The sequence below is a fragment of the Streptomyces sp. NPDC096040 genome, from assembly GCF_040303265.1.
In the GTDB taxonomy this organism is placed as follows: domain Bacteria; phylum Actinomycetota; class Actinomycetes; order Streptomycetales; family Streptomycetaceae; genus Streptomyces.
Genome location: NZ_JBEOTA010000020.1, coordinates 60,671 through 86,009 on the forward strand (window position 1 = coordinate 60,671; position 25,339 = coordinate 86,009).

24 protein-coding genes are annotated in these 25,339 nt (G+C 72.3%); 11 read left to right on the forward strand and 13 right to left on the reverse strand.

Annotated elements, in window-relative coordinates; all coding sequences use genetic code 11:
* Window positions 1-327 precede the first annotated feature (327 nt).
* Window positions 328-1,254 (reverse strand): DUF3027 domain-containing protein, encoded by a 927-nt coding sequence (locus ABTY98_RS26540; protein ID WP_352223486.1) that lies wholly within the window; start codon window positions 1,252-1,254, stop codon window positions 328-330.
* A 404-nt stretch (window positions 1,255-1,658) separates the two neighbouring features.
* On the opposite strand from ABTY98_RS26540, the gene ABTY98_RS26545 reads away from it, so the two are divergent.
* The 4 genes from ABTY98_RS26545 (at window position 1,659) to ABTY98_RS26560 (ending at window position 5,185) form a co-directional block, all read left to right on the forward strand.
* Entirely contained in the window at window positions 1,659-3,059 is a 1,401-nt protein-coding gene (locus ABTY98_RS26545; protein ID WP_502994362.1) for an MFS transporter, read from the forward strand.
* A gap of 80 nt (window positions 3,060-3,139) precedes the next feature.
* On the forward strand, window positions 3,140-3,613 hold the full coding sequence (locus tag ABTY98_RS26550; RefSeq protein ID WP_352223487.1) for a DUF2771 domain-containing protein: 474 nt from the start codon (window positions 3,140-3,142) through the stop codon (window positions 3,611-3,613).
* 23 nt (window positions 3,614-3,636) lie between these two features.
* Window positions 3,637-4,344 (forward strand): futalosine hydrolase, encoded by a 708-nt coding sequence (locus tag ABTY98_RS26555; protein WP_502994363.1) that lies wholly within the window; start codon window positions 3,637-3,639, stop codon window positions 4,342-4,344.
* Window positions 4,334-5,185 carry a 1,4-dihydroxy-6-naphtoate synthase gene (locus tag ABTY98_RS26560; protein ID WP_352223489.1) on the forward strand — a complete coding sequence of 284 codons (852 nt, stop codon included), beginning with the start codon at window positions 4,334-4,336 and terminating at the stop codon, window positions 5,183-5,185. Before ABTY98_RS26555 ends, ABTY98_RS26560 begins: the two co-directional genes overlap by 11 nt.
* 15 nt (window positions 5,186-5,200) lie before the next feature.
* On the opposite strand, the gene ABTY98_RS26565 is transcribed toward ABTY98_RS26560, so the two are convergent.
* On the reverse strand, window positions 5,201-5,674 hold the full coding sequence (locus tag ABTY98_RS26565) for a hypothetical protein (protein ID WP_352223490.1): 474 nt from the start codon (window positions 5,672-5,674) through the stop codon (window positions 5,201-5,203).
* Window positions 5,675-5,692: 18 nt separating this feature from the next.
* On the reverse strand, window positions 5,693-6,076 hold the full coding sequence (locus ABTY98_RS26570) for a cold-shock protein (RefSeq protein ID WP_352223492.1): 384 nt from the start codon (window positions 6,074-6,076) through the stop codon (window positions 5,693-5,695).
* A 188-nt stretch (window positions 6,077-6,264) separates the two neighbouring features.
* Here ABTY98_RS26570 and ABTY98_RS26575 point away from each other — a divergent pair, with 188 nt between their 5' ends.
* A complete protein-coding gene (locus tag ABTY98_RS26575) occupies window positions 6,265-6,519 on the forward strand; it encodes a hypothetical protein (protein ID WP_352223493.1) in 255 nt (84 codons plus the stop codon).
* Here the strand turns inward: ABTY98_RS26575 and ABTY98_RS26580 are convergent.
* The 3 genes from ABTY98_RS26580 to ABTY98_RS26590 form a co-directional block, all read right to left on the reverse strand.
* Window positions 6,492-7,121, reverse strand: a complete 630-nt coding sequence (locus ABTY98_RS26580; protein ID WP_352223494.1) for an HAD family hydrolase — start codon at window positions 7,119-7,121, stop codon at window positions 6,492-6,494. The genes ABTY98_RS26575 and ABTY98_RS26580 overlap by 28 nt on opposite strands.
* Window positions 7,122-7,365: 244 nt before the next feature.
* Window positions 7,366-8,280: a hypothetical protein gene (locus tag ABTY98_RS26585; protein WP_352223495.1), complete on the reverse strand. Its 915-nt coding sequence runs from the start codon at window positions 8,278-8,280 to the stop codon at window positions 7,366-7,368.
* 67 nt (window positions 8,281-8,347) lie between these two features.
* A complete protein-coding gene (locus tag ABTY98_RS26590; RefSeq protein WP_352223496.1) occupies window positions 8,348-9,973 on the reverse strand; it encodes a PstS family phosphate ABC transporter substrate-binding protein in 1,626 nt (541 codons plus the stop codon).
* Window positions 9,974-10,210: 237 nt separating this feature from the next.
* Between ABTY98_RS26590 and ABTY98_RS26595 the strand changes: the two genes are divergently transcribed.
* Entirely contained in the window at window positions 10,211-12,748 is a 2,538-nt protein-coding gene (locus tag ABTY98_RS26595) for a helicase-associated domain-containing protein (protein WP_352223497.1), read from the forward strand.
* Between the two features lie 24 nt (window positions 12,749-12,772).
* On the forward strand, window positions 12,773-13,147 hold the full coding sequence (locus ABTY98_RS26600; RefSeq protein WP_352223498.1) for a nuclear transport factor 2 family protein: 375 nt from the start codon (window positions 12,773-12,775) through the stop codon (window positions 13,145-13,147).
* A 13-nt stretch (window positions 13,148-13,160) separates the two neighbouring features.
* On the opposite strand, the gene ABTY98_RS26605 is transcribed toward ABTY98_RS26600, so the two are convergent.
* Both ABTY98_RS26605 and ABTY98_RS26610 read right to left on the reverse strand, forming a co-directional pair.
* A complete protein-coding gene (locus ABTY98_RS26605; RefSeq protein ID WP_352223499.1) occupies window positions 13,161-13,706 on the reverse strand; it encodes a hypothetical protein in 546 nt (181 codons plus the stop codon).
* Between the two features lie 318 nt (window positions 13,707-14,024).
* Window positions 14,025-15,587, reverse strand: coding sequence for a recombinase family protein (locus tag ABTY98_RS26610; protein WP_352223500.1), 1,563 nt, complete (start codon window positions 15,585-15,587; stop codon window positions 14,025-14,027).
* A 108-nt stretch (window positions 15,588-15,695) separates the two neighbouring features.
* On the opposite strand from ABTY98_RS26610, the gene ABTY98_RS26615 reads away from it, so the two are divergent.
* Window positions 15,696-17,354 carry a DNA repair helicase XPB gene (locus ABTY98_RS26615; protein ID WP_352223501.1) on the forward strand — a complete coding sequence of 553 codons (1,659 nt, stop codon included), beginning with the start codon at window positions 15,696-15,698 and terminating at the stop codon, window positions 17,352-17,354.
* On the opposite strand, the gene ABTY98_RS26620 is transcribed toward ABTY98_RS26615, so the two are convergent.
* Both ABTY98_RS26620 and ABTY98_RS26625 read right to left on the reverse strand, forming a co-directional pair.
* Complete coding sequence (locus ABTY98_RS26620; RefSeq protein ID WP_352223589.1) at window positions 17,294-18,409, reverse strand: glycosyltransferase 87 family protein; 1,116 nt, start codon at window positions 18,407-18,409, stop codon at window positions 17,294-17,296. The two genes, ABTY98_RS26615 and ABTY98_RS26620, sit on opposite strands and share 61 nt — an antisense overlap.
* A 138-nt stretch (window positions 18,410-18,547) precedes the next feature.
* Window positions 18,548-18,733, reverse strand: a complete 186-nt coding sequence (locus tag ABTY98_RS26625) for a hypothetical protein (protein ID WP_352223502.1) — start codon at window positions 18,731-18,733, stop codon at window positions 18,548-18,550.
* Between the two features lie 688 nt (window positions 18,734-19,421).
* On the opposite strand from ABTY98_RS26625, the gene ABTY98_RS26630 reads away from it, so the two are divergent.
* Window positions 19,422-21,488: a HelD family protein gene (locus ABTY98_RS26630; protein WP_352223503.1), complete on the forward strand. Its 2,067-nt coding sequence runs from the start codon at window positions 19,422-19,424 to the stop codon at window positions 21,486-21,488.
* Here ABTY98_RS26630 and ABTY98_RS26635 read toward each other — a convergent pair.
* The 3 genes from ABTY98_RS26635 to ABTY98_RS26645 all read right to left on the reverse strand — a co-directional run bounded on the left by ABTY98_RS26635 (window position 21,476) and on the right by ABTY98_RS26645 (window position 23,541).
* The gene (locus tag ABTY98_RS26635; RefSeq protein ID WP_352223504.1) at window positions 21,476-21,973 is read right to left on the reverse strand and encodes an NAD(P)H-binding protein; all 498 of its coding nucleotides are present in this window, start codon (window positions 21,971-21,973) and stop codon (window positions 21,476-21,478) included. The genes ABTY98_RS26630 and ABTY98_RS26635 overlap by 13 nt on opposite strands.
* A gap of 53 nt (window positions 21,974-22,026) precedes the next feature.
* Window positions 22,027-22,734 carry a copper homeostasis protein CutC gene (locus ABTY98_RS26640; RefSeq protein ID WP_352223505.1) on the reverse strand — a complete coding sequence of 236 codons (708 nt, stop codon included), beginning with the start codon at window positions 22,732-22,734 and terminating at the stop codon, window positions 22,027-22,029.
* A gap of 135 nt (window positions 22,735-22,869) precedes the next feature.
* Complete coding sequence (locus tag ABTY98_RS26645; RefSeq protein ID WP_352223506.1) at window positions 22,870-23,541, reverse strand: maleylpyruvate isomerase family mycothiol-dependent enzyme; 672 nt, start codon at window positions 23,539-23,541, stop codon at window positions 22,870-22,872.
* Window positions 23,542-23,588: 47 nt separating this feature from the next.
* Between ABTY98_RS26645 and ABTY98_RS26650 the strand changes: the two genes are divergently transcribed.
* Both ABTY98_RS26650 and ABTY98_RS26655 read left to right on the forward strand, forming a co-directional pair.
* Entirely contained in the window at window positions 23,589-24,254 is a 666-nt protein-coding gene (locus tag ABTY98_RS26650; RefSeq protein WP_352223507.1) for an HD domain-containing protein, read from the forward strand.
* 10 nt (window positions 24,255-24,264) lie between these two features.
* The gene (locus tag ABTY98_RS26655) at window positions 24,265-25,335 is read left to right on the forward strand and encodes a GNAT family N-acetyltransferase (protein WP_352223508.1); all 1,071 of its coding nucleotides are present in this window, start codon (window positions 24,265-24,267) and stop codon (window positions 25,333-25,335) included.
* The last annotated feature ends 4 nt before the right edge of the window (window positions 25,336-25,339 follow it).

Genomic DNA, 25,339 nt, shown 5'->3' on the forward strand with positions numbered 1-25,339 from the left:
ATCAGCCGAGAAGCGGACACCCGACCCCCGGTCCGACACCGACGGCGGCGGGCCTCCCCGTGGCGCCCTACATGATCATCCTCTACGCCCTGACCGAACGCCTCGCCCCACCGCGCCGTGTCACGACCGCGATGACGCTCCTGTGCGCCGCCGGTCCGCTGGGCACCGCGGCCGGCCAGGCCGTGCCGGGGCCGCCGGCCGAAAGCCACGGCCCGCGGGGTGCCCTGCTGGTGGCCGTGGGGGCGGCGGCCGGCGCGTTCCTGCCGGCGCTCGGGAACCGGGGTGACGGCGACGGGGCTGAGGGGCCGTCACTACAAGAGGGAGCGGCTACGAGTGGCCCAGTTCCGCCGACGTCTCGTCCTCCGTCGCCGGTACCGAGCCGGAGTCGGAGGCGGGGCGGAGCGGGAAGGGGTCCACGCGGGTCTCGTCGATCACCGGGGGTGCCACCACCGGAGGCTTCGGCATGACCGCGGCCTCCGAGTGGCCGCCGCAGCCGTAGGCGAAGGAGACGACCCGGCCGTCGGCCGGGGAGAACTCGTTGGCGCAGACGCCGAAGGCCTGGCCCAGGGAGCCGCCGATGGGGGTGAGGAAGCCGCAGCTGACGCACGTCGCGGGGGCCGCCTGGGCCATCGGGGTCTTGGCGCCGAACGACTCCTCCCAGCGGTCGGCGGCGATGTGCAGGCCGTAGCGGGACAGGACGCGGGCGCGGCGCATGCCCAGTTCCTCGGCGACCGAGGCGATCGTGCCCCGGGAGGGGACGGTGGGCAGATGCGCGGGCGTGCCCGCGGTGACCTCGGCGTCCTCCGCCTCCGCCAGCTCCTCCATCTCCTCCGAGACCGGAGAGTTCGGCTCCGGTCCGTCCTCGCCGGTGTAGCCGGGCTCCAGACGGAGGTCCTCGGCCTCGGTGGGGAGCAGGTCGCCAGGGCCCATGTCGCCGGGGCGCAGCCGCTCGCTCCACGGCACCCACTCGGGGGCGAGGAGGGCGTCGGAGCCGGGGAGGAGGACCACCTCGTCCAGCGTGACGATCTTGGCGCGAGAGGCTCGGGCCACCGTCACGGCCCAGCGCCAGCCGCGGTACCCGAGTTCCTTGCACTCGAAGAAGTGCGTGACGACGCGGTCGCCCTCCGCCACCGCTCCGGCGTGCTCGCCGACCACTCCGGGTGCGGCGGCCTCCTCGGCGGCGGTCCGCGCGAGGTCGACCGCCTCGGCGCACAGACGGTCGGGGGTGCGGCTTCGCGTTGTCGCTGCGCTCACAGGTATCGCTTCTCTCCTACGCCGTCTCACGAGTGCGGCTGCCTCCGGCGGTGGGGCGGACGGAGCGGACCTGTGGGCCGCATCGACGTCCGCGTCCGATCGCTCTCGGGCGCACCTCTGCCATCCATTGTGCTTTATGGCTGAGATACGCACGCTACCCCGTCGCCGGTAGTGGGGGACAGTCCGCCGCGACGCCTGCGCGGCGGCGGGGGGCCGACAGCCGGGGGGGTGCCGCGTCGGGCTGTGGGGTCCGCGCGGGTGGGTGGGGGCTGGTCGCGCCCACGCGGCGGAGCCACGATCGGTACAGCCCCGCGCCCCTGGAGGGCCGCTCCACTCGTGCACTCTCCGACTCGCTTGGTTACAAAGTGCACTAGGAACTGTCGTCTCAGGGCACTATGAACGACGTGGCAACCGCGAAGTCCCCCCAACGCACCGTCGGGGTCGGTAGCGGTGCGGGCCGGGTGCGCGGTGCCGTCCGCTCGGTCGGGCGTGCCCTGCACTTCCCCGTGACCGGCACCGCCCGGGGTATCCGCAAGGCCACGCACGCGCACGGCGCCGGTGAGTCCGGCCTCGGCAAGCTGATCGAGCTGCACGCGGTCAACGGCGCCGGTGATGTCATGATCACCGTCGCTCTGGCCTCCACCGTGTTCTTCTCCGTGCCCACCGACGAGGCCCGGGGGCGGGTCGCGCTCTATCTCGCCATCACCATGGCGCCCTTCACCGTTCTCGCCCCGGTCATCGGCCCCCTTCTCGACCGGCTTCCACACGGCCGCCGCGCCGCGATGGCCGGCGCGATGCTCGCCCGGGCGCTGCTCGCGCTGATCATCTCGGGGGCGGTGGCCGGGGGCAGCCTGGAGCTGTATCCGGCCGCGCTCGGGGTGCTGGTCGCGTCCAAGGCGTACGGCGTGGTGCGCAGTGCCGTCGTGCCCCGGCTGCTGCCGCCCCGGTTCTCCCTCGTGAAGGCCAATTCACGGGTCACCCTCGCCGGGCTGCTCGCCACCGGTGTGGCCGCCCCGATCGGGGCCGGGCTGCACGCCATCGGCGACCCCTGGCCGCTCTACGGTGCCTTCGTGATCTTCGTGGCCGGTACGTTTCTCTCCTTCACCCTCCCCCCGAAGGTCGACTCGGCCAAGGGCGAGGACGTGGCGCTGCTCGCCGCCGACGAGGAGCATCTGCACGGCCCGCTCCGGAAAGAGACGAAGCGGCCGGGGCTGCGGACGGTCGGGCCCGCCGTCACCCACGCGCTCGGCGCGAACGCGGCCCTGCGCTGTCTCTCCGGCTTCCTGATCTTCTTCCTGGCGTTCCTGCTCCGCGAGCACCCGCTGACCGGCGAGAGCGCGGCGGTGTCCTTAGGGATAGTGGGCGTCTCCGCGGGCGCGGGCAACGCGCTCGGCACGGCGGTGGGCGCCTGGCTGCGCTCCCGGTCGCCGGAGATCATCATCGTGACGGTGGTCGCCGTGGTGCTGGGGACGGCGATCGTCGCGGCCCTGTTCTTCGGCGCCTTCCTGGTGGCCGTCCTCGCCGCGGTGGCCGGCTTCGCGCAGGCGCTGGCCAAGCTGTGCCTGGACGCGCTGATCCAGCGGGACGTGCCGGAGCAGGTGCGCACCTCGGCGTTCGCCCGCTCGGAGACGCTGCTCCAGATGGCCTGGGTGTTCGGCGGCGCGGTGGGCATCGTGATGCCGCTGAACGGCACCCTGGGCCTGGTGGTGGCCGCCGCGATCGTGGCCGCCGGCTGGCTGACCACCCTGCGTGGCCTGGTCAGCTCGGCCCGGCACGGCACCCGTACCCGGCCGAGGGTGGCCTGAGGGGCGCGGCTGGCGTAACGAACCGGGCACGCCGTACCCCACATGGGGAGCGGGCCGGGTGCTCCAGATAGCCTTCGGCCATGACCACGCTGCAATCCCGCTCGCGACGCCGCCGCGTCGTCGCCGCCGCCGGCGCCGTTTCCGCCGGACTGCTCGTTCTGTCGGCCTGTGACAAGCCGACGCCGATCGCCACGATCACCGTCGGTACGAGCTCGGTCAACTCCGAGGCCAGCTGCTACAACGACGGTAAGGCCCTGAACACGGCCTCCCTCGCGAACTGCCTGAAGGACACCGGGATCAAGTCCATCAAGGTGGACCCGGACGCCACCGTCCGCTTCGGCGTCGACCCGAAGATCGCGGACAACGGCTGGACGATCCTGATGAACGGTCAGGCGCTCACCGACTCCAGCACCAAGACCTACCGCACCATCCCGGGCAGCGTGTTCTTCAACGCCCAGTACGGCGCCTCCGGCAACTCGACCCTCGTCTCCATCAAGGAGGGCGGCAAGTCGGTGCTGGGCCTGTGGTCCTTCAAGCTCAAGAAGGACGCCTGACCACGTCCGCCGTACGCATCCTCGTGGCCACCGCGGTCCCCGCCGAACGGGACGCGGTGGCACGGGCGTTCACCGACGCCACGACCGAGGTACGGCTGCCGGGCTCGGCCCTGCTGCACCGCACCCGCGGGGGACGCCAGGGGTACGACCTCCTCGCCGCCGGGGTCGGCCCGGCCCTGGCCGCGGCCGGTACCGCGACCGCCCTGACCGCCGCCGCACTCGACGGCCGGCCCTACGCCCTGGTCGTCTCCGCCGGGATCGCAGGCGGTTTCCAGCCTCAGGCGCCCGTGGGCTCCCTGGTCGTCGCCGACGAGATCACCGTGGCGGATCTCGGCGCCGAGACGGCCGACGGGTTCGTACCGGTCACCGACCTGGGTTTCGGGACCGTCAGCCACCGTCCGCCGGATCCACTCGTACGAGTCACCGCCGAGGCGACCGGAGCACACCCCGGAGCGGTACTCACCGTGTCCACCGTGACCGGCTCGGCCGCCCGCGCGGCCGAACTGCGCGCCCGGCACCCGCGCGCCCTCGCCGAGGCCATGGAGGGCTTCGGCGTGGCCGAGGCGGCCGCCGCGCACGGCGTGCCCGTACTGGAGATACGCGCGGTCTCCAACCCCGTCGGCCCCCGCGACCGAGCCGCCTGGCGCATCGCGGACGCCCTGGCCGCCCTGACAGAGGCCTTCGGGAAGCTCGCGCCCGCTTTGGAGAGTTGGAACCCACATGACCAGTGAGCCCCTGCAGATCGCCTACTCGCCCTGCCCGAACGACACCTTCGTCTTCGACGCCCTCGCCCACGGCCGCGTCCCGGGCGCGCCCGCGCTCGACGTGACCTTCGCGGACATCGACATCACCAACGGCATGGCCGAGCGCGGCGAGTCGGACGCGCTGAAGGTGTCGTACGCGGTGCTGCCGTACATCCTCGACGAGTACGCGCTGCTGCCCTGCGGGGGCGCGCTGGGCCGGGGCTGCGGGCCGCTGGTGCTGACCCGCGAGGCCGGGGTGGACCTCACCGCCCGGACCGTCGCCGTACCGAGCGAGAAGTCCACGGCGTATCTGCTGTTCCGGCTCTGGGCCGCGGACACACTGGCGGCCGGCGCAGTCGGCGAGATCGTGGTCATGCCGTTCCACGAGATCATGCCGGCCGTACGGGACGGGAAGGTCGACGCGGGGCTGGTGATCCACGAGGCGCGCTTCACCTACCAGAACTACGGGCTGCACAAGCTCGCCGACATGGGCGAGCACTGGGAGACCACGACGGGCCTGCCGATCCCGCTCGGCGCGATCATCGCGAAGCGTTCGCTGGGCGCGGAGACGCTCACGCGGCTCGCCGAGTCGATCCGTACGTCCGTCCACGCGGCCTGGGACGACCCCGAGGCCTCCCGGCCGTACGTCATGGCCCACGCCCAGGAGATGGACCCGGCCGTCGCCGACCAGCACATCGGGCTCTACGTCAACGAGTTCACCTCGGAACTCGGCGAGGACGGCTACGCGGCGGTACGCGGACTGCTCACGCGGGCGGCAGCCGAGGGACTCGTCCCACCCCTCGGTCCGCACGCACTCGATTTCCCGTAAGCCTGCTGCTTGTCTCTACTGGTCGGGCCCGTCGCCGTCGGTGAGACGGTCGGCCCACGGCCACCCGGCCAGGGCCAGCATCCCCAGGACCTTCCAGATGAGGAAGCCGGCCAGCGGCAGCTCGACGCAGACCGCCAGCCCGGCCGACATCCACACGTCCGGGGTACCGAGGGCGAGCGACACGTCGAACCACGCGTCGCACACCAGCAGCGCCCCCGTGGCGACGGCCGCCACCGCGACGGGCCGGTGCCGACGCCACCCGAGCAGGGCGGTGACCGCCATCGCGAGCACGAGCAGAACGTCGAAGCCGACCCAGGTGGTCCGCCATTGGCGGACCGCGTACCCGGACGGCAGGGTGAACGCCAGCAGGATCGTCCACGGAACGAGGCCGATGGCGCAGACGACGATCAGCTCCAGGGTGTGGCGCCGCTGCCGCCGAATCCGCTCCAGCAGTTCGGGCGACGGCCTCCCGGTCCGTATGTCGCTCACTTCGGCTTTCCCGGCGCCCTACACGTCCAATTGGTCGGCGACCGCGCGCAGCAATCCGGCGATCTTCGCGCCGGCGGCCTTCTCGGGGTAGCGGCCGCGCTCCAGCATCGGCGTGATGTTTTCGAGCAGGGTCGTCAGGTCCTGCACGATCGAGGCCAGCTCGTCCGGCTTCTTGCGCTGGGCGGCGGCGACCGACGGGGTGGGGTCGAGCAGGACCACCGACAGTGCCTGGTCACCGCGTTGACCGGCGACGACGCCGAACTCCACGCGCTGTCCGGGCTTGAGTGCGTCGACCCCGTCGGGGAGAACCGAGGAATGGACGAAGACGTCACCGCCGTCGTCACGGGAGAGAAAGCCGAAGCCCTTCTCACTGTTGAACCACTTGACCTTGCCGGTAGGCACGTCTGTCCTCGTCCTCGTATCTCGTCGGAAACTGCTCGGTAAACTTCTGAATGCAACAGCTCGGGAACGGCTCTTGATAGCACTCGGGCGGGTCGACCATGACCCGCCGGTACCAAGGCTAATGGTCTTCGGGCGCGTGACAAGACGTCGCCCGGTTGTTCCTTCGGGCAGGGAACTACCCTGGTCGAGTGCGTGACAAAACCCAAGCGAATTCCGCCGCTCCCGGTGACCGACTGATCCGCGCCGGTGCCGTGGTCTTCTTCATCGGTACGGTGGCCACTCTCGTCACCGTGATACCGCTGTTCCTCGGTGCGAAGCCTTTTCCGACGTACATGTACGTGCTGAGCATGCTCATGGGCGTCGGCTTCCTGGTCGCGGGCGCCGGAGTGCTCCAGTCGATCGCGGCGGGGCGCCGTCAGGCGAGGGAGGCGTCCTCGCGGTAGCCGGCCAGCCAGGCGGGCAGCTCGGTGAGGTCGCCGAGCACCACGTCCGCGCCGGCCGCGCGCAGCTCCTCGGCATCGCAGGGCCCCGTGGCCACGGCCACGGACAGGGCTCCCGCCTTACGGGCCCCGCGGACGTCTCCCACGTGGTCGCCGACGTACACGCCGGCGCCGTGCTCGCGCAGCGCCTCGGCCTTCTGCTCGGCCCACAGGTCGCCGACGACCGCGTCGGGGACTATGCCGAGGTGGCCGAGGTGCAGCTTCGCGTTGGGCTCGTACTTGGCGGTGACCACGACGGCCTTGCCCCCGGCGTCCCGCACGGCGGCGATCGCCTCCCGCGCGCCGGGCATGGCCGGCGTCGCGGCGATCGCGATCTCCGGATACATGGTCCGGTACAGATCACTCATCTCCGCGATCCGCTCGGCCGGAAACCAGTGGATCAGCTCGTCGGCGAGCGGCGGCCCCAGCCGGGTGACCGCCAGATCGGCGTCGATGTAGGTCCCCGTGCGCTCGGCCAGGGCCGTGTAGCAGGCGTGGATCCCGGGCCGGGAGTCGATGAGGGTCATGTCGAGGTCGAAGCCCACGGTGAGGGCGCGGTCAGTCATGTGGGCCATTGTGCCGGGGTGGCGTGGGCCGTCGAACGACTGCGAGCCGGTGGGGCCGTTCGCGCAGTTCCCCGCGCCCCCAAGAAGGCGGGTCCGCCGGTCCCCGGTGGCGTGGGCCGTCGGACGACTGCGAGCCGGTAGGGGCCGTTCGCGCAGTTCCCCGCGCCCCCAAGAAGGCGGGTCCGCCGGTCCCCCCTGAAGGGGCGCGGGGCTGTATCGACTTGCGGCTCCGACCGCGGCACCCCTACCGCGCTCTCTGCGACCGCCAGACCAGATACAGGGCCGATGCCACCGCCGCCCCCCGCACCACCCACGGCCAGGTCTCGCCCAGCGCATCGCTCATGTGCCCCTGGGCGATCGGGTCGCCCCACCGGCCGACGCTGCGGCCCCACAGCCACACCACCCCGGCCGCGACCGAAAGCCCCGGTACCCACATCACCGCCAGCTTGGTCTCCGCAGGAGTGAGCCTCCGGGAGCCGTACGCGATGAGCCAGCCGAGGAGCAGCGCGAACCAGTTGCCGAGCACGGCACCCACGACAAGCGCGGCGGCGGCGAGCAGCAGCAGGGGGTTGCTCCAGCCGGTCGCGGGCCGAGGGACGCCGCGGAGGCGAAGGCGGCGCGGAGCGGGCGGCACGGGCTCCTCGGCCTCCACGACCGGCTCGACGGCCTCCTCCTCCGGCTCCTCCTTCCGCAGCCGCGGTTTCCTGAGCATCTCCGGGATCTCCACACCGCCCACGAACCCCGGTACGGCGTCGCCGTCCCCGAACGGGCTGCTGTCCACCCGCCACCAGTCGGCGGGCATCGGGCCGTCTTCCGGCTCGGTGGGCCGCGGACGCGGTACGACGCGACGCAGGTCCTCGCTCCCGGAGGGCGCCCCGGCCTCCCGCTGGACGGGAACCGCCGCCGACGGTGGCGGCGGCGCGGTGTCCGTCGTACCCCCCGCCGCCTCGACGACCTCGTCGGGCGTGCCCAGCCGGTTCAGGATGCGCCGCACGGCGGCGGGACTGTCGACGGACGCCTTGGCCCGGTGCCGGTCGATCTCGTTGCGCAGCCCCGACACCAGCCGCATACGGTCGGCCGACGACAACTGGCGCTGGTGCGCGATGTCCCCGACACGGCTCAGATACTCGTATACGACCTGGTCGCTCTCGATACCCACGAAGTCCCCTCCGGGGCCGGCGCGTTGGTGAATACCCCGTCCAGACGAAGGTAGCGCAGGCCACCGCTCATGTCGGCCGGCACACCAGCGGGTAACGCGTCTCCGAGCAGGGGCGGTTGCCGTACTCGCGCAGGATGTCCTTGCCGCCCTGGTCGGTGAGGTAGCGCAGGAAGGCCGCGGCGATGGAGCCGGCGGGCGGTTCGCCGAAGGTGTAGGCGTACTCGGTCTGCCAGTACGGATAGGTGCCGTGCTCGACGCCTTCGAGGGTGGGCGGCATGTCGCCGATGTTCAGCTTGACCAGGTCGGCGGAGGTGACGCCGGCCGCCTCGCTGTAGCCGAGGGCGCCGTGCTGGGCGGCCGCGGTGTCCAGCATGGTGTCGGTGCTGTCGACCTCGCAGACGCCGGGCTTGGCCGGGTCCAGGGACGCGCAGTCGCCGTTCGCGGCGCCGGGCACGGGCTTGCCCGCGAGGACGCGTTCCTGGAGGGCGTTGCGGGTGCCGGAGTCGGAGTAGCGGTTGATGAGGTGGATGGGGAGGTCGGCGCCGCCCACCACGGACCAGTTGGTGATCTTCCTGGCGTAGATGTCGCGGATCTGCTGGAGGGAGAGGTTGCTGACGTGCGCGTCCTTGTTCACGACGAGGGTGAACAGGGAGTAGACCACCGGTCGCGGCAGATCCTGGGGGTGGCCCTTGCCGGCCGGGCCGTCGGTGAAGGCGAGGTGGTCGCCGAGTCCTTCGTCGCCGGAGATCCCGGCGTCCTTGCCGGCCTTCTCCAGGGCGGTGAGTCCCGCCCCGCTGCCCCGGAACCCGCCGTCGCTGACGGGGATGTGGGCGCCCTTGGCCGAGCACAGCCGGGTGTACTCCTTCGCCGCCGCGGTCACCGCCGGTTCGAAGGCGGTCGAGCCCGACAGGTGCAGGGTGCCGCCGACGCAGTCGAGCGGCGCGGGCCTGGCGGGGAAGAACAGGGTCAGGCCGGCCTGTAGCACGACCGCCGCCGCCAGCAGGGCCATGCCGCCCAGCGCCGCCCCGGAGGCGAAGGTGTGGCTCTCGGTGTGGGCAAGCTTGAGCCGGGCCAGCCAGCGCAGCCAGGCGAAGGAGTGGTCCATGCCCCCGGTGACCGCGGCCTGGAACTCCGGCTGCGGGAAGGGCGCGTGCGGGCTCCCGCCCCGGCGCTCCAGCACCGCGAGCACCTTGTAGTGGGCGCCGGGGTTCAGCGTCACCTTGGGCAGCCGGATGACACCGGCGCCGTCCTCCCAGTCCTTCCCGAAGCCGTCGGTCTCCTGGGTCCTGCCGTCGCGGGTGGTGACGAAGAAGTGGCGGAGCGTGGGCTGGCTGAGTTCGGTGACCGCCATGCCGACGACCCGGCGGTCCCGGAACATCACCCGGATTCCGGTGTGGTCGTCGGGCGGGGTCAGATAGTCGCCGGGGACGATCTCCCGCCAGCCGGCGTTCTCGATCCGCACCAGCACGAACGACGGCTCCACCAGTTCGTGGCCGTCGTCCCGCATCCGTGCCAGCACGTCGGCGCTCGGCGCGTGCGCGGTGTCCGTGGCCAGGGTGTCCATCTGGAGGCGGTAGCCGAGCCGCTTGCGGCGGATGACGACGAACTCCCAGAAGAACGCCAGCACCGGGATCGCGACACTGACGATCGCGACGACGTTGTTGAAATCGAGCTCGGCGCCGAAGGCTCTCACGATCGCATCCCCCGAATCCCCGTGACCGGTCCCACAGTTGACTTCACGCGGTGGCCAGGGAGCCCAGGGTGACGAGTGCGAGGCCAGTGTTGCCGGAACTGCCGTGTTCCTCCTGCCGAAGTTCATGTGAGGGACATCTACGAAACGCTCCGTTCGCCCGGTGGCTGCCCTGTACACAGAAGAGGCCGCGGGACAGGTGATCCCGGTCCCTGCCCCGCACCCGCTACCGTGGGTCGGATGAGCAACCCGGCCACCCCGCCGCGTTCCCTCGCGGAGGCGCTTCGCGCCAGGGACGACGCCTCCCTGGCCGTACTGCTGCGCGCCCGCCCCGACCTCGTCACCCCCGTCCCCACCGACCTCACCCAGCTGGCCACCCGGGCCGGCACCCGCGCCTCGGTGCTGCGCGCCCTGGAACGCCTGGACCGCTTCGCCCTGCAGACCGCGGAGGCCCTCGCCGTGGCCGGCGACCCGGCGTCGTACGGTGAACTGCTGGGCCTGATGGCCGGCGACGGCGGGGACCCGCTGGTCGCCGCCGCCCTGCCGCGCGCCCTCAACACACTCCGCGACCAGGCGCTGGTGTGGGGCGACGACGACCGGCTGCGGCTGGTGCGGACCGCGCGCGAGGTGCTCGCCCCGTCCCCGCAGTACCCCTCGCCGACCGGGCTTGGCCCGACCGTGCGGGAGGCCACCTCGGGCATGTCGCCGGGCCGGATCCAGGAGATCGTCACCACCGCCGGGCTGCCCTCGACGCATGACTCGGTGTCCGCGGCGGACGCGCTCGGCAAGCTGTTCGGCCACCGCAAGAAGATGGCGAAGCTGCTCGCCGCGGCGCCCGCCGAGTCCGTCGAGGTCCTCTCCCGGCTGGTCTGGGGGCCGCCGTACGGCCAGGTCACCCCGGAACCGGCCGCCCATCTGCGCTGGCTCCTCGACCGCGGCCTGCTGCTGCCGACCGCGCCGGGCACGGTCGTCCTCCCCCGCGAGGTCGCCCTGCACCTGCGGGAGGGCCGGGCACACCGCGAGCCGGAGCCGGTGCCGCCCGCGGTCGAGCCGACGGCGACGCACCGTCCACAGGTTGTGGACGCGACGGCGGCCGGGCAGGCGTACACCGCGCTCGCCACCGTCGAGGAGCTGCTGAAGGACTGGGACGAGGGCGGACCCGCCGTGATGCGGGCCGGCGGCCTCAGCGTCCGGGACCTGAAGCGGACGGCCGTGGCCCTGGACCTGCCCGAGCCTGTCGCCGCCTTCTGGGTCGAGCTGGCGTACGCGGCCGGGCTGCTCGCCTCCGACGGCGAGGCCGACGAACGCTACGCGGCCACCCCCGTCTACGACGAGTGGCTGGACCGCCCTCCGGCCGAACGCTGGGCCCAGCTCGCCCAGGCCTGGCTCACCGCGACCCGCGCCGCCGGCCTGGTCGGCGGCCGGGACGCCAAGGACCGCGCCCTGTCGGCGCTCGGTCCCGGCCTCGACCGCTCTGCGGCGCCCGAGGTACGGCACCGGGTGCTGGCCCTGCTGGCCGGGCTCCCGGAGGGCACCGCCCCGGCCGCCGCCTCGGTGCTGGCCCGGCTGCGCTGGGAACGCCCGCTGCGCGGCCCGCAGCAACGGGACGACGATCTGCGCGGCCGCCTGGCCCGCTGGACCCTCTCGGAGGCCGAGCTGCTCGGCGTGACGGGACGCGGGGCGCTGTCCGCGCACGGCAGGGCCCTCCTCGGCGCGCCGACCGTGGAGAAGGCCGCTGAACGGGCCGCTGAACGGCCCGCCGGCCCCGGTGACAAGCTCCCCGTGCACCATCACCGTCCCGCCGCCGCCCTCGAACCCCTCTCCCCGCCCGAGCAGGCCGTCGCCGCCGCGGCCGCCGGCCGTCTCCTCGCCCCGCTCCTGCCGGAGCCCCTCGACCACGTCCTGCTCCAGGCCGACCTGACGGCGGTCGCCCCCGGCCCGCTGCAACGCCCGCTCGCCGACACGCTGGGCGTACTGGCCGACGTCGAGTCGAAGGGCGGCGCCACCGTCTACCGCTTCACGCCCGCCTCGGTCCGCCGCGCCCTGGACGCCGGCCGCACCGCCACCGACCTGCACGCCTTCCTCACCACCCACTCCCGCACACCGGTCCCGCAGCCGCTCGCGTACCTCATCGACGACGTGGCCCGCAGGCACGGCCATCTGCGGGTGGGGGCGGCCTCGGCGTACGTCCGCTGCGACGACGACACCGTCCTGAACGAGATCATGGCCGACAAGCGGGCCGCCGCCCTGCGCCTGCGCCGCCTGGCCCCGACCGTCCTCTCCACCCAGGCCGACCCCGCCGCCCTGCTGGAAGGCCTGCGCGCGATGGGCTACGCGCCCGCCGCCGAGTCCGCCGAGGGCGACGTCCTGATCACCCGCGCCCACGCCCACCGCACCCCGCACCGCACCGCCCCCGAGCCGGTCCCGGACGGCCCGCCACCGCCGGACGGCACCCTCCTCGCCGCCGCGATCCGTGCGATCCGCGCCGGCGACCTGGCCGCCACCACCCCGCGCAAGCCCACCGGCACCGCCGTCCAGGGCGGCGAACTCCCGCGCACCACCGCCGCCGAGACCCTCGCCACCATGCAGGCCGCCGTCCTCACCGGCGACACCCTCTGGATCGGCTACGTCAACGCCGAGGGCACCGCCAGCCAGCGCGTCATCGCCCCGATCCGCGTCGAGGGCGGCTTCGTCACGGCGTACGACCACACCGCCGACGAGGTACGCACCTACCCCCTGCACCGGGTGACGGGGGTGGCGGAACTCGCGGCGGAGTAGCGAAGTGGCTGGTATTACTCGTGCATGCAGGAAGAGACCGCACGATCCGCGATCGACACGTTCATCTCCGCGTTCAACGCCTCGGACGACAGCTATGTGACCGCGCTGCTCTCCCAGGCCCTGACCTCGGACGTGGTCTTCTGGGGGCCGCTGGGCCGCAGCGAGGGCATCGAGGCAGTCGAGCGGTTCGTGCTGGACATCCGGCGCCACCCGGCGGGGACCGGCACGATGGTGCGCTGCTCGGCGGTGGACATGCCTGACGAGTGGGCCCGGTACCAGTGGGTCTTCACCACGCCGGACGGAGGCCCCCGCCTGGCGGGGACGGACGTCGTCCATCTGCGGCGGAGCCTCATCGACCAGGTCATCGTCTTCGCGGGGGAGATCGAGCCGGCCCACTGATCGAACCGTCCGGCTAGCAGTCCCGGACCGGTGCGTCCGCAGGCAGGGCGAAGTGGGCGCGGGCCAGGGTCTCCAGCCCGGTGGACTCCATCTCCTCGTCAAGGCGGGACTCGGCGGAGGCGCTGAAGTGGCTCGCCGTCCACTCGCCGTAGCCCTCGCCGTCCGGGGGCTCCTCCTCGGAGACAACGCCGTAGCCGCCGTGCGCCGAGTCCCGCTCCAGCCGGACCACCTGCGGTATCTGCGCGCCACCGCACTCCACCAGAGCGCCGGCACGCTCGCCGAGCTCCAGACACAGGGTGTTGACCCCGGCCCGCACCTGGCCCCCGCTCTCCGCCAGGTCCAGCGCCTCCGCCCGGCAGAACCACCGCGACCTGAGAGCGGCCTCGCTCTCCCCGGCACCGGTGCCGGCGGACTGCGCCACGAGCCGGGCCTCTATCGCGGGCCGCACCTCGGCCCACAGACCGGCGTCCACACCGGCCGACCCGTGCGCCCACACCGCCGTCACCACCAGCACCGCCACCGCCCCGGCGCCTGGCCCCCAGATACGTACGGACGTCACCCCACCCCTCCTCACCGAGCCGCCACGCGCGCTGCGCGGCTCCCCCCGGACATGACTCCCGAAACGGACTCAAGGTTGCACCGGGCGCTCGCTCGCCCTCGGAAGGCACGTTCTGTCGAGCGGCGCACGTGATCGCTCGGGCAGGGCCTTGGCCTCGGCGACCTGACCGGGGGTGAACGGGCCGGGCGCCCCGAGCGCCTGCGGTCGGCCAGGGCTGGCAGCCGGCCGTCGCCGAAGCGGTTGCGCCAGGTCCGCACGGTGTCCAGGTGCAGGGCAGGCCCGTCTCGCGGGCGATGTGCGCGTCCGGTGACGTCGGCGTCAGCCCTGGCTGTCGGCCGCCTCGGTCTCCTGGCCGCTCTCCTTCACCGCCGCTGCCGCCCGCCGCATGTGCCCCTCCTCGCCGAAGTGCACCGACAGACGCGACGTGTCCAGCTTCTTCCCACCGCGCCGCGCGGGAGCCACCTCCACGTAGCCGCCCGCGTTCAGCAACAGATCCCGCTTACCGGCCACGTCCGAGCGCTTCCACTGCTCAGCGTGCGTCTCTCCGGTCGGCTCCGCCTTCACACCGCCGGGCTTCGCCGTACGCTGCTTCTCCTTCAGGGACGCCAGGCGGTCCTCCAGCTTGGCGTACTGCTCTGCGTACCGGCTCGCGCCATCTTCGCCCCTGAACAGGCCCCGGTCGTAGCGGTCCTTCTGCAAGTCGGCCAAGGCTTCCTCGGCCTGCCTGATCTGCGGTCGGAAGTCCTCGCCCACCTCCTGGACCATCCGCATCACGGGAAGGTGCCCGTACTTCGCAAGGAACTGCTCGGTGACGTACTCCTCGGTTGTCACCCCCGCCACGGTCGGCCCGTAGCACTTCTCCCCCGGCTTCTCCTCCCCCTTGGCCGCCCGCTGGCGGTACTTCAGGGGGCCGATGCACCTGTACCGGAGCTGGCCGTTGCGCCCGCTGAAGGTGTACATGCGCTCACCGCAGACTGCGCAGTGCAGGATGCCGCGCAGCAGCGATGTCCCTTCCCGGCGCTTCTCCCCGGGATTGGCCCGGCGCTCCAGCTCGTCCTGAAGCGCCTGCCAGGTGTCCGTGTCGAGGATCGGCGGGCGGTTGACCAGGGGCAGACCGTCCGTCCGCAGGATCGGCTTTCCGTCCTCGACGACCTGGCCGAGCAACTGGGGATTGCCCAGCAGGCTGCGCAACGTCGTCGTGTACCACTGCTTGGAGTCGCTGCGCTTGCCCGTCGTCTGGCGTGAGGTGTGGCCAGGGGAAGGAACACCTTCCTTGTTCAGGCCGTTGATGATCTGCATGAGCGAGTCCTTGGTCAGGACCCGCTCCACGATCTTCCTGATCGTCTTGGCCTCGTCCTCGTTGACCGCGAGAACCTTGCCCGCCCCGTTGGGGTTGGGGACGACCATGTACCCGTACGGGACCCGGCCTCCGGTGTAGCGACCCTCGCGGCGCAGGTGCTCGTGCGCGCTGGACACCCGCATGCCGATGGTGTCGGACTCCAGCTCCGCGAAGACGGCGATCACCTTCGCCATGGCCCGGCCCATGGACGACGTGAGGTCGAGCGGCTCCGTCGCCGACGCGAGCGCAACGCCCTGGTGCTCGGCGAGTCGCATGATCTCCGCGAAGTCGACCGTCGAGCGCGCGAGCCGGTCGATCTTGAAGAACACGATCACGTCCAGCTCGGCGAGCCTGGTCAGGATGCGTTGCAGTCCCGGCCGGTCGAGCCCGCGCGAGAAGCCCGAGACATCGATGTCTTCCTCGGCGGCTATGACCTCCCAGCCGCGTGCCTCGCACAACGCCTCACAGGCCGCGCGCTGGCGTTCGGGCGAAGTCGTCTCGTCGGTCTCGCGCGATAGGCGAACATAGATAGCGGCGCGCATCCCCGGCGCGCTGGCCGGGACGCCCTTCCGGCGTCGGGCACGGGGCATAGCCCGTGCTGTGACAGACGTTGTTTCTGTCATGAGACGACCTAATCTCCGGAGGTATGTGTGTCCTGCCTAATCGTCCAGTCCGACAAGACGCTGCTCCTGGAAGTCGACCATGAGCGGGCGGACGACTGCCGTCGGGCGATCGCGCCCTTCGCCGAGCTGGAGCGGGCGCCGGAGCACATCCACACCTACCGGGTGACCCCGCTGGGGCTGTGGAACGCGCGGGCGGCCGGGCACGACGCCGAGCAGGTCGTGGACGCGCTGGTGGAGTACAGCCGCTACCCGGTGCCGCACGCGCTGCTGGTCGACATCGCCGAGACGATGGACCGCTACGGCCGGCTGACGCTCTCCAAGCATCCGGCGCACGGGCTGGTGCTCACCACCACCGACCGGCCGGTCCTGGAGGAGATCCTGCGCTCCAAGCGGATCATCCCGCTGATCGGCGCCCGTATCGACCCCGACACCGTGGCCGTGCACCCCTCCGAGCGCGGGCAGATCAAGCAGACGCTCCTGAAGCTGGGCTGGCCCGCCGAGGACCTCGCCGGATACGTGGACGGCGAGGCCCACCCGATCGAGCTCGCCGAGGACGGCTGGGCGCTGCGGCCGTACCAGAAGCAGGCCGTGGAGAACTTCTGGCACGGCGGGAGCGGTGTCGTCGTCCTGCCGTGTGGGGCGGGCAAGACGCTGGTCGGTGCCGGGTCCATGGCACAGGCCAAGTCGACGACCCTGATCCTCGTCACCAACACCGTCTCCGCCCGGCAGTGGAAGCACGAGCTGGTGAAGCGGACGAGTCTGACCGAGGACGAGATCGGGGAGTACAGCGGGACGCGGAAGGAGATCCGGCCCGTCACGATCGCCACGTACCAGGTGCTCACGACGAAGCGGAAGGGCGTCTACCCGCACCTCGAACTCTTCGACTCCCGCGACTGGGGTCTGATCGTCTACGACGAGGTCCATCTGCTGCCGGCTCCTGTCTTCAAGTTCACCGCCGACCTGCAGGCGCGCCGGCGGCTGGGGCTGACGGCCACTCTCGTGCGTGAGGACGGCCGGGAATCGGACGTGTTCTCTCTCATCGGGCCCAAGCGCTTCGACGCTCCGTGGAAGGAGATCGAGGCGCAGGGCTATATCGCGCCCGCCGACTGTGTCGAGGTGCGGGTGAACCTCACGGACTCGGAGCGGCTCGCGTACGCCACCGCCGAGACCGAGGAGAAGTACCGCTTCTGTGCGACCACCGCGACCAAGCGGAAGGTCACGGAGGCGATCGTGCGGCGCTTCGCGGGGCAGCAGATCCTGGTCATCGGCCAGTACATCGACCAACTCGACGAGCTGGGCGAGCACTTGAACGCCCCTGTCATCAAGGGCGAGACCTCCAACGCCCAGCGCGAGAAGCTCTTCGACGCCTTCCGCGAGGGCGAGATCAGCGTGCTGGTGGTGTCGAAGGTCGCCAACTTCTCCATCGACCTCCCGGAGGCGACGGTCGCCATCCAGGTGTCGGGCACCTTCGGTTCCCGCCAGGAGGAGGCCCAGCGTCTCGGCCGGGTGCTCCGCCCCAAGGCCGACGGCCACCAGGCCCACTTCTATTCCGTCGTCGCCCGCGACACGATCGACCAGGACTTCGCCGCCCACCGGCAGCGGTTCCTGGCGGAGCAGGGCTACGCCTACCGGATCATGGATGCGGACGAGCTCCTCGCGGAGGGTGCGGAAGGCACGGAAGGCTGAGGAACCGGCAGGGTGCGGCTGTGCCGTCGTACGGCGACGGCCGCGACCGCCAGCAGCGCCAGCCCCAGGAGCGGGTACGGCGCCGCGAACGCCTGCTGCCACCACGGGAGGTGCAGGTCCCGGTCGCCCTCGTGCGGCAGCAGCCACATGGTGCGGGCGGTGAAGAGCGCGGCCGTGGTGAGCGCGAGGGCCGTTCGGGCTTCTGTCAGGAGTACCGCCAGCAGCGGGACGCACCACACCCAGTGGTGGGACCAGCTGATCGGGCTGACCAGCAGCGCCGTGAACGCGGTGAGCAGGATGCCCCAGCGGTCGCCGTGGGTGCGGTGTTCGCGGTGGGCGCGGGTCGCCAGCCATAGGCCCGTCGCCGCCAGGGCGGTCGCCGGGAGGGCCCAGGCCAGGCCCGGTGCCTCCGTGCCCGCCACCCTCGCGATCAGGCCTTGGAGGGACTGGTTGTCGACGATCCAGGCCTTGCCGACCCGGCCGGTCTCGAACAGGCGCCGCGTCCAGAAGTCCACGGTCGCCGCGGGGAGGAACAGGGCGCCGAGCACTGCCGTACCGGCGAAGGACGCCGTCGCAACGCTTGCCTCCTTTCTGCGTGCGGTGAGGAACAGGTAGGCGATGAAGATCGCCGGGGTGAGTTTGACGCCCGCCGCGATGCCGAGGGCCAGGCCCTTGGCGCGGGCGCCGGGCGGGCGGGTGAGGTCCCAGAGGACCAGGCAGGCGATCGCGAGGTTGATCTGGCCGAACAGGAGAGTCTGGAAGACCGGCTCCAGCCAGAGGGCGAGCGCGGTGGCCGTGCACAGCAGCGGGAGGGGCGCCGTGCGGCCGGCCAGACGGGCGGAGAGGGCGACGAGCCAGGCGAGCAGGAGCGCGTTGCCCGCGAGGAAGGCCATCTTCAGGGCCGGGACGGGGATCCAGGTCGTCGGGACGAACAGGACCGCCGCGAAGGGCGGATACGTCGCCGGCAGCCGCCACTCGGTGACCGTGAAGCCGTACAGGTCACCGCCGTGGACCACGGCCTCGCCCTCGGCCCGGTAGACCAGCAGATCGGCCATCGGGGCGTGCAGCAGGACGCAGAGGGCGGCGAAGGAGGAAAGGGAGACTGCCAGGAGGGAGAGGGCGAGAGGGAGGGTGAGGGAGGGCAGGGGGCATGACGTCACCGTCCGGTTCGGCACGGAGGTGACCCTATGACGTCACCTGCGGCGTATGCCCGCTTCCTCGCCGTACTCGCCGAGTATGACGACGCTGAACGCCGCGCTGACGAAGACCTTGACGGCACGCAGGGCGTCGCCCAGACGGTGGTGGGGATGCGGGACTCCGTCCAGGGCCGTGGCGCCCGGTGGACGGCTGGGGGTCGGGTTGATGGTTGCTGCGCTCATGCCTCAATGGTGGAACTTCGGACCCAAGTACGGCATCGGTCCACGGGTCCAATTTTCCGCTCCCGCCAGTCCACCCGCCGATGGACCCCACCCCCCACCTCATCCCCACCCCACGAGTGACACACCCCCTAGGAGACCGAACCCCCTGCCCTGGGGGCACGACGCCATCCGCCCAGCTCAGCGCGCCGTACCCACCCGGGCTCACCACGCCACGCCCACCCTGCCGAGCGCGCCACGCCCCCGGCCCAGCGCCGCGTCCACCTCGCAGGACACCCCGCCCGCCCGGGGACGGCGAAGAGGGTGGCCGCTTTGTGCCGTCGAGTCACTGCGGCGCCGTGGGGGCTGATCGCGCAGTTCCCCGCGCCCCTAAAAGGAGCGCCAGAGCAGTGCGCCCTTCAGGGGCGCGGGGAACTGCGCGACAAGCCACAACGCACCCGCAGCCGCCAACCACACAAAGCGGCACCCCCGTCGGCGCACTCAGGCCGTGCGCGCGGTCCCCGTCCCCTTCTCCGCCCCCCGCGCCGGAAATCCATTGGCCTCTTCCGCCCCCGTCTCACTAGACTCTCCGCTCTTGCCCGCCTCCTTCCCCGGAGTGCCGTCGGCCGGACGGAAACCGGTCGGCTGACCGCCACCTGTGCGCCATCCACACCTGAGCGCCATCCACTCGCAGGCCTTCGGAGGCATCCCCTTGTCCACGCCCGCCCACGAGCCGCTCGACGCCCCGCTCTCCGACCCCCTCTCGCGCGAGCGCGCCCACCTCGCAGGATCCCGTGCCGCGCTCCGTGCCATGCGCGAGGACGTCGAGTCGCTGGACATCAGCGACGTGACCGCGAACTGGGTCAACGCCGAGGTTCTCGCCCGCCAGATCGACGAGCGCATCAAGGCGCTGGCCGACCTCAGCGACACCCCGCTGTTCTTCGGCCGCCTCGACTACCTGCACGCCCCCGGCGCCGACCAGGCCGAGGGCGCGTACGGGGAGCGCTTCTACATCGGGCGCCGGCACGTCCACGACCACGACGGCGACCCGATGGTCATCGACTGGCGGGCGCCGGTCTCGCAGCCGTTCTACCGGGCGTCCAAGAAGGACCCGATGGACGTGGCGCTGCGCCGCCGCTTCGGGTACACCCGCGGCGACATCACGGCGTACGAGGACGAGCACCTGTCCGACCCGGCCGAGGCGGCCCGGACCAGCAAGCTGCTCCAGCAGGAGATCGAGCGTCCGCGTGTCGGCCCGATGCGCGACATCGTGGCGACCATCCAGCCCGAGCAGGACGAGATCGTGCGCAGCGGGCTGGGCGGGACGGTGTGCGTGCAGGGCGGTCCGGGGACCGGAAAGACCGCCGTCGGCCTGCACCGGGTCGCGTATCTCCTCTACGCCCACCGCGAGCGGCTGGCCCGCACCGGCACCCTGGTCATCGGCCCGAACCGGTCCTTCCTCCACTACATCGAGCAGGTGCTGCCCGCACTGGGCGAGCTGACGGTGCAGCAGGCGACGGTCGACGACCTGGTGGCGAACGGCGTCGACGTAAGCGGCACCGACACCGCGCCCGCCGCCGTCATCAAGGGCGACGCCCGGATGGCGGAGGTGCTGCGCAGGGCCGTCTACGCGCACGTCACGATGCCCGGCGAACCGGTCGTGGTGGTACGCGGCTCCCGGCGCTGGCGCGTCCCGGCGTACGAACTGGAGGGCATCGTCCGGGAGTTGCTGGACCGTGGCATCCGGTACGGCGCCGCGCGCGAGGCCCTGCCGCAGCGCATCGCACACGCCGTGCTGGTCCAGATGGAACGCTCCGGTGAGGCCCCCGACGACCGGGTGCAGGACTCGGTGGCCCGCAACGCGGCGGTGAAGGCGGCCGTCAAACAGGTCTGGCCGCCGGTCGACCCGGCGAAACTCGTGCTGCGCCTGCTCACGGACGCGGACTTTCTCGCCGTACACGCGGACGGGATCCTCACCGCTGACGAGCAGAAGACGATCGTGTGGGCGAAGGCGGTGCGCAGCGTCAAGTCGGCCAAGTGGTCGCCCGCGGACGCCGTGCTGATCGACGAGACGACGGATCTCGTCCAGCGGACGCACTCGCTCGGCCATGTGGTCCTGGACGAGGCGCAGGACCTGTCCCCCATGCAGTACCGCGCGGTCGGCCGCCGCTGCACCACCGGCTCGGCGACCGTCCTCGGCGACCTGGCGCAGGGCACTACTCCCTGGGCGACACGGAGTTGGGACGAGGCCCTGGCCCACCTCGGCAAGTCGGACGGTGTGATCGAGGAACTGACCGCGGGTTTCCGCGTCCCGACGGACGTCATCACCTACGCCTCCCGGCTCCTCCCGCACATCGCCCCCGGCCTGACCCCGGTGGCGTCGGTCCGTGAGAACCCCGGCTTCTTCGCGGTGCGTACGAGTGCCGGCTCCGCGGACGTCGTCGCGGCCTGCGCGGAGTTGCTGCGCAACGAGGGTTCGACCGGTCTGATCGCGGCGGACGCCCGGATCCCGGCGCTCGCGGAGGCGCTGGCAGCGGCGGGGATCGGCCACCTGGCCCCCGGCGAGGAGACGACGGAACAGACCCGTCTCACCCTGGTCCCGGCGTCACTCGCGAAGGGCCTGGAGTACGACTACGTGGTACTGGACGAGCCGCAGGCGGTCGTGGACGGCGAACCCGACGAACGCACCGGCCTGCGCCGCCTCTACGTCGCCCTCACCCGAGCCGTCTCCGGCCTGATCGTGACCCACACGGCCCCGCTGCCGCCTCAGCTGGCCTGAGCCAGCTCGCGGAAGCAGCCCCGCAGGGTGCGCGGTTCGCGCCCGAGGACCGCGGAGAGGACCAGCGAGTTCCCGCCGGGGAAGCCATGGGTGTCGTAATGGCGCATCATCCGTACGAGCCCGTCCCGCTCCGGTCCCTCGGGCATCCGCGCCGCCCACTCCTCCAGAGGGGTCACCTCCGCGTGGACGGGCCGCCCGGGTTCCTCGCTCGCGATCGCCGCCATCTCGACCCGGTCGACCATGCCGGGGGCGCACAACTCGAAGGTGCCGTAGGAGAGCCGGTCACCGGTGAGGGCGAGGGCGGCGCGCAGGCTCGCGGGGTCGTTGAGGTCACCGAGCGCCGTCTCGGCGGCCCCACGCGCGAGGGCGTCCTCCGCGCGTCGTTCGTCGCGGACGAGCGCGCGGACGTGCGCACCGCGCTCGACCAGCTCGGGCAGTACGGCCCCGGCGTCGGCACCGGTGGCCCCGACCATGAGTACCTTCATGCGGCCCGCGTTCCCAGCACACCGCGGCATGCTCGACCGCTGTACACCGCGGCCTATTCGGGCAGCGCCGTCACCAGGTCCAGTGCCCGGCGCCAGTTCCGGACCGCCTCCGCGGACACCGGTCCTTCCCAGCCGGCCGGCCGTGCCGCGCCGCCGATGTGGAACGCGTCGAGCCCGGCTGCCCGAAGCTCGGTGACATGATCGAGCCGCAGGCCGCCACCCACCAGGAGCGTCTGCTCGTACCCCGGCTCGCCGCGGCGCCGAGCCTCGGCCAGGAGGGTGGGCAGCCCCTCGTCCACGCCGGTCGCCGCGCCCGCGGTGAGGTAGGTGTCAAGGCCCGGAACGTCGGCGAGCTGCTTGCGCAGCGCGTCGCGGTCGGCGGCGCGGTCGATGGCCCGGTGGAAGGTCCAGCGGCAGCCCGCGAGCTCGGCCGCCACGCGCTCCACGGCCGCCAGGTCCACATCCCCGTCCGCGCCGAGGAACCCGAGCACGAACTGGTCGGCCCCCGCCGCCCGCAGCTCCCCGGCCACCCCCACCAGACGGTCGACGTCCCCCGCGGCGAACCCGTCCGCCAGCCGCACCATCACGCGCAGGTCGATGTCGACGGCGGCCCGGATCGCGGTGAAGGTCCGGGGCGGCGGGGTCAGCCCGTCGGCCGCCATGTCGGTGACCAGTTCGAGGCGGTCCGCGCCTCCGGCCTGGGCGGCTACCGCGTCCTCGGCGTCGAGGGCGATCACCTCCAGGACTGCACGCGTGCTCATAGGGCCCCTTCCGTGGTGTTCCCCGTGTACCCAAGGCGCGGTCGGCCGACCAGCAGGCCGACCGACCGCAGGAGGTCTAGTCCAATCAAAGAGTACGTGGGGTCCGTATACGGCCGCGAGACCGCCTTCGGCCGCTCACCCGAACAGATTCAGCTCCTTCGCCTCCGCCCCCATCAGCTCGTACAACGCCCCGTCGACCGCCCGCCCCGTGTACAGCCGTACGAGCGTCGCCGTGTCGCCGATGAAACGGGCCGGTGTCCGCGTGCCGCTCGTCGCGCCCAGTTGCAGCGGCTCGTCCACGTCGTCCAGGTCGGCGTGCAACCGCAGCCGGCCCCGCTCCCGGGTGACCCGGGCCAGCAGCGAGAGCGCGTACGGCCCGCCCGCGCCGGTGTAGGCCCCGGGCTCGCCGAGGGAGTCACGGACGTCACCGGCGTGCACCCACTCCCCGAAGGCGATCCCGTCCAGGACCCCGTCGGCCCGTCCCGCGATCACCTCCCCGGCTTCGGTCATCCCGCGCTCCAGCTCGTCGAGGACCCGGGCGTTCGTCCAGTCGGCGCGGTCGGCGATGTCCCGGTCGTTCGACTCGGGTGAGAACACCCCCTTCTCCAACCGGCTCTCCACCACCCGGATCAGCGCGGCCGAACAGTGTGCGAGCACATCCCGCACCGTCCACCCCGGACACGCGGCGGCCGGCAGCGCGAAGTCCGCGTCCGGCCGGGAGCGGAGGAGCGGGAGCAGCGCGTCACGCTCGACGGTGAGCAGACGTCCGGGCAGCGAGGGATCACGTACGTCGTCAGCAGCAGTCATGTCCTCCACGCTAGGGGCATGTCGGTGGCGCGCGGGAGAATGGGCGCATGGCCGATCTCCAGGAACTGCGCTTCCGCTGGCGGCGCGCCCTCCTCATGGCGCGGGGCGACGACCCGCGCCACCCCGACCCCGACCCGTACGCCGACGCCCTCCTGGACCGCTGGCAGGAGCCCCAGCGCCGGTACCACACCCTGGCCCACCTCACGGCGGTCCTCGACCACATCGACGTCCTGGAGGAGCACGCGGACGACCCGGATCTGGTGCGGCTCGCCGCCTGGTTCCACGACGCGGTGTATCTGCCGGACCGCTCGGAGAACGAGGAGCGCTCGGCCCGTCTCGCCGAACGGGCCCTCCCCGAGGCCGGGGTCTCCGAGGCCGGTACCGCCGAGGTCGCCCGACTGGTCCGGCTCACCGTCACCCACGACCCGGCCCCCGGCGATCGCAACGGCGAGGTGCTGTGCGACGCCGACCTGGCGATCCTCGCCGCCCCGCCCTCCGCGTACGCCGCCTACACCGCCGAGGTACGCGAGGAGTACCACTTCGTCCCGAACGACGCCTTCCGGGAGGGCCGTTCCGCGATCCTCCGTCAACTGCTCGGTCTGCCAAGGCTCTTCAGGACGCCGTACGGCCAGGCGGAGTGGGAGCCGACCGCCCGCTACAACCTCGCCGCCGAGCTGGAAATGCTGTCGACCGCACAGGATCCGGCGTCCTAGGGTGCGACCCATGCGTGAAACGGGCGGGGATCAGATAGCAGAGGCCGTCGCGAGCTGTGTCGCGGCGCTGCGGCCGGCGGTGGACCGGGACTGGACGGAGGTGAAGGCGGGCAGGCTGGAGTGGAACTGCCACGAGACGGCGGTCCATGTCGCCGACGATCTCGTCGCGTACGCCGCCAATCTGGCCGGGCGTGCCCAGGACGCGTACGTGCCCTTCGAGCTCAAGCTCGACGACGGCACCGACAACTCCGGCCTGCTGCACGTGGTCGAGACGACCGGCGCCCTGCTCGCCGCCACCGTCCGGACCACCTCGCGCGCGATCCGGGCCTTCCACCCGTACCCCTTCCGCAGCGCGGACCGCGTCGGCTTCGCCGCGATGGGCATCGCCGAGGTGCTGCTCCACACGCACGACATGGCGGAGGGTCTGGGGGTCCCCTACCGGCCGTCCGACGAACTGGCCGAGTCCGTCCTGACCCTGCTCTTCCCGCATGTCCAGCCCGGTCCGACGCCCTGGGAGACCCTGCTGTGGGCCACCGGCCGCGGCGAGCTGCCCGGCCGCGCCCCGGTCACCGAGTGGCGCTGGCGCAACAACCTCGTCATCCCCGCCGAACGCCTCGACCTCGTCGGCATCCGCCCCGCCGAGGCCCGTGACCTGCGCCTCGGCGGCGACGGCGGCTTCGAGTGGATCGAGGGCGGCCCGTACGAGGGCACGCGGGAGGCCGCCGGTTTCCTGCTGAAGGCGTACGAAGGGGGCGTGCTCCGGCCGGAGTTCGGTGTCTTCGCCCTGGTCCGCCGGGAGGACGGCCGCGCGGTCGGCGGCCTGGGCTTCCACTCCGCGCCGGACGAGGAGGGCCGCGTGGAGATCGGCTACGACCTCACGGAGTCCGCCCGCGGCAACGGCTACGCGACGGAGGCGCTGCGCGCACTGGCCGACTGGGCCCTGGCCCGCGACGACGTGACCTCCCTCTTCGCGACCGTCGAGCCCGCCAACATCCCCTCCCTGGCGGTCGTCTCCCGTGCCGGCTTCACCAAGGTGAGCGAGGACGGGGAGGGGCTGGCCTTCGAACTGCGGGGACGGTGAGCGC

Coding starts and splice junctions, on each gene's coding strand:
- ABTY98_RS26640 (WP_352223505.1), bottom strand. CDS start 22,734: ATGAGCACGCGTGCAGTCCTGGAGGTGATCGCCCTCGACGCCGAGGAC.
- ABTY98_RS26650 (WP_352223507.1), top strand. CDS start 23,589: ATGGCCGATCTCCAGGAACTGCGCTTCCGCTGGCGGCGCGCCCTCCTC.
- ABTY98_RS26580 (WP_352223494.1), bottom strand. CDS start 7,121: ATGACTGACCGCGCCCTCACCGTGGGCTTCGACCTCGACATGACCCTC.
- ABTY98_RS26550 (WP_352223487.1), top strand. CDS start 3,140: ATGACCACGCTGCAATCCCGCTCGCGACGCCGCCGCGTCGTCGCCGCC.
- ABTY98_RS26610 (WP_352223500.1), bottom strand. CDS start 15,587: ATGCGCGCCGCTATCTATGTTCGCCTATCGCGCGAGACCGACGAGACG.
- ABTY98_RS26635 (WP_352223504.1), bottom strand. CDS start 21,973: ATGAAGGTACTCATGGTCGGGGCCACCGGTGCCGACGCCGGGGCCGTA.
- ABTY98_RS26645 (WP_352223506.1), bottom strand. CDS start 23,541: ATGACTGCTGCTGACGACGTACGTGATCCCTCGCTGCCCGGACGTCTG.
- ABTY98_RS26560 (WP_352223489.1), top strand. CDS start 4,334: ATGACCAGTGAGCCCCTGCAGATCGCCTACTCGCCCTGCCCGAACGAC.
- ABTY98_RS26625 (WP_352223502.1), bottom strand. CDS start 18,733: ATGAGCGCAGCAACCATCAACCCGACCCCCAGCCGTCCACCGGGCGCC.
- ABTY98_RS26600 (WP_352223498.1), top strand. CDS start 12,773: ATGCAGGAAGAGACCGCACGATCCGCGATCGACACGTTCATCTCCGCG.
- ABTY98_RS26620 (WP_352223589.1), bottom strand. CDS start 18,409: ATGGCCGATCTGCTGGTCTACCGGGCCGAGGGCGAGGCCGTGGTCCAC.
- ABTY98_RS26595 (WP_352223497.1), top strand. CDS start 10,211: ATGAGCAACCCGGCCACCCCGCCGCGTTCCCTCGCGGAGGCGCTTCGC.
- ABTY98_RS26655 (WP_352223508.1), top strand. CDS start 24,265: ATGCGTGAAACGGGCGGGGATCAGATAGCAGAGGCCGTCGCGAGCTGT.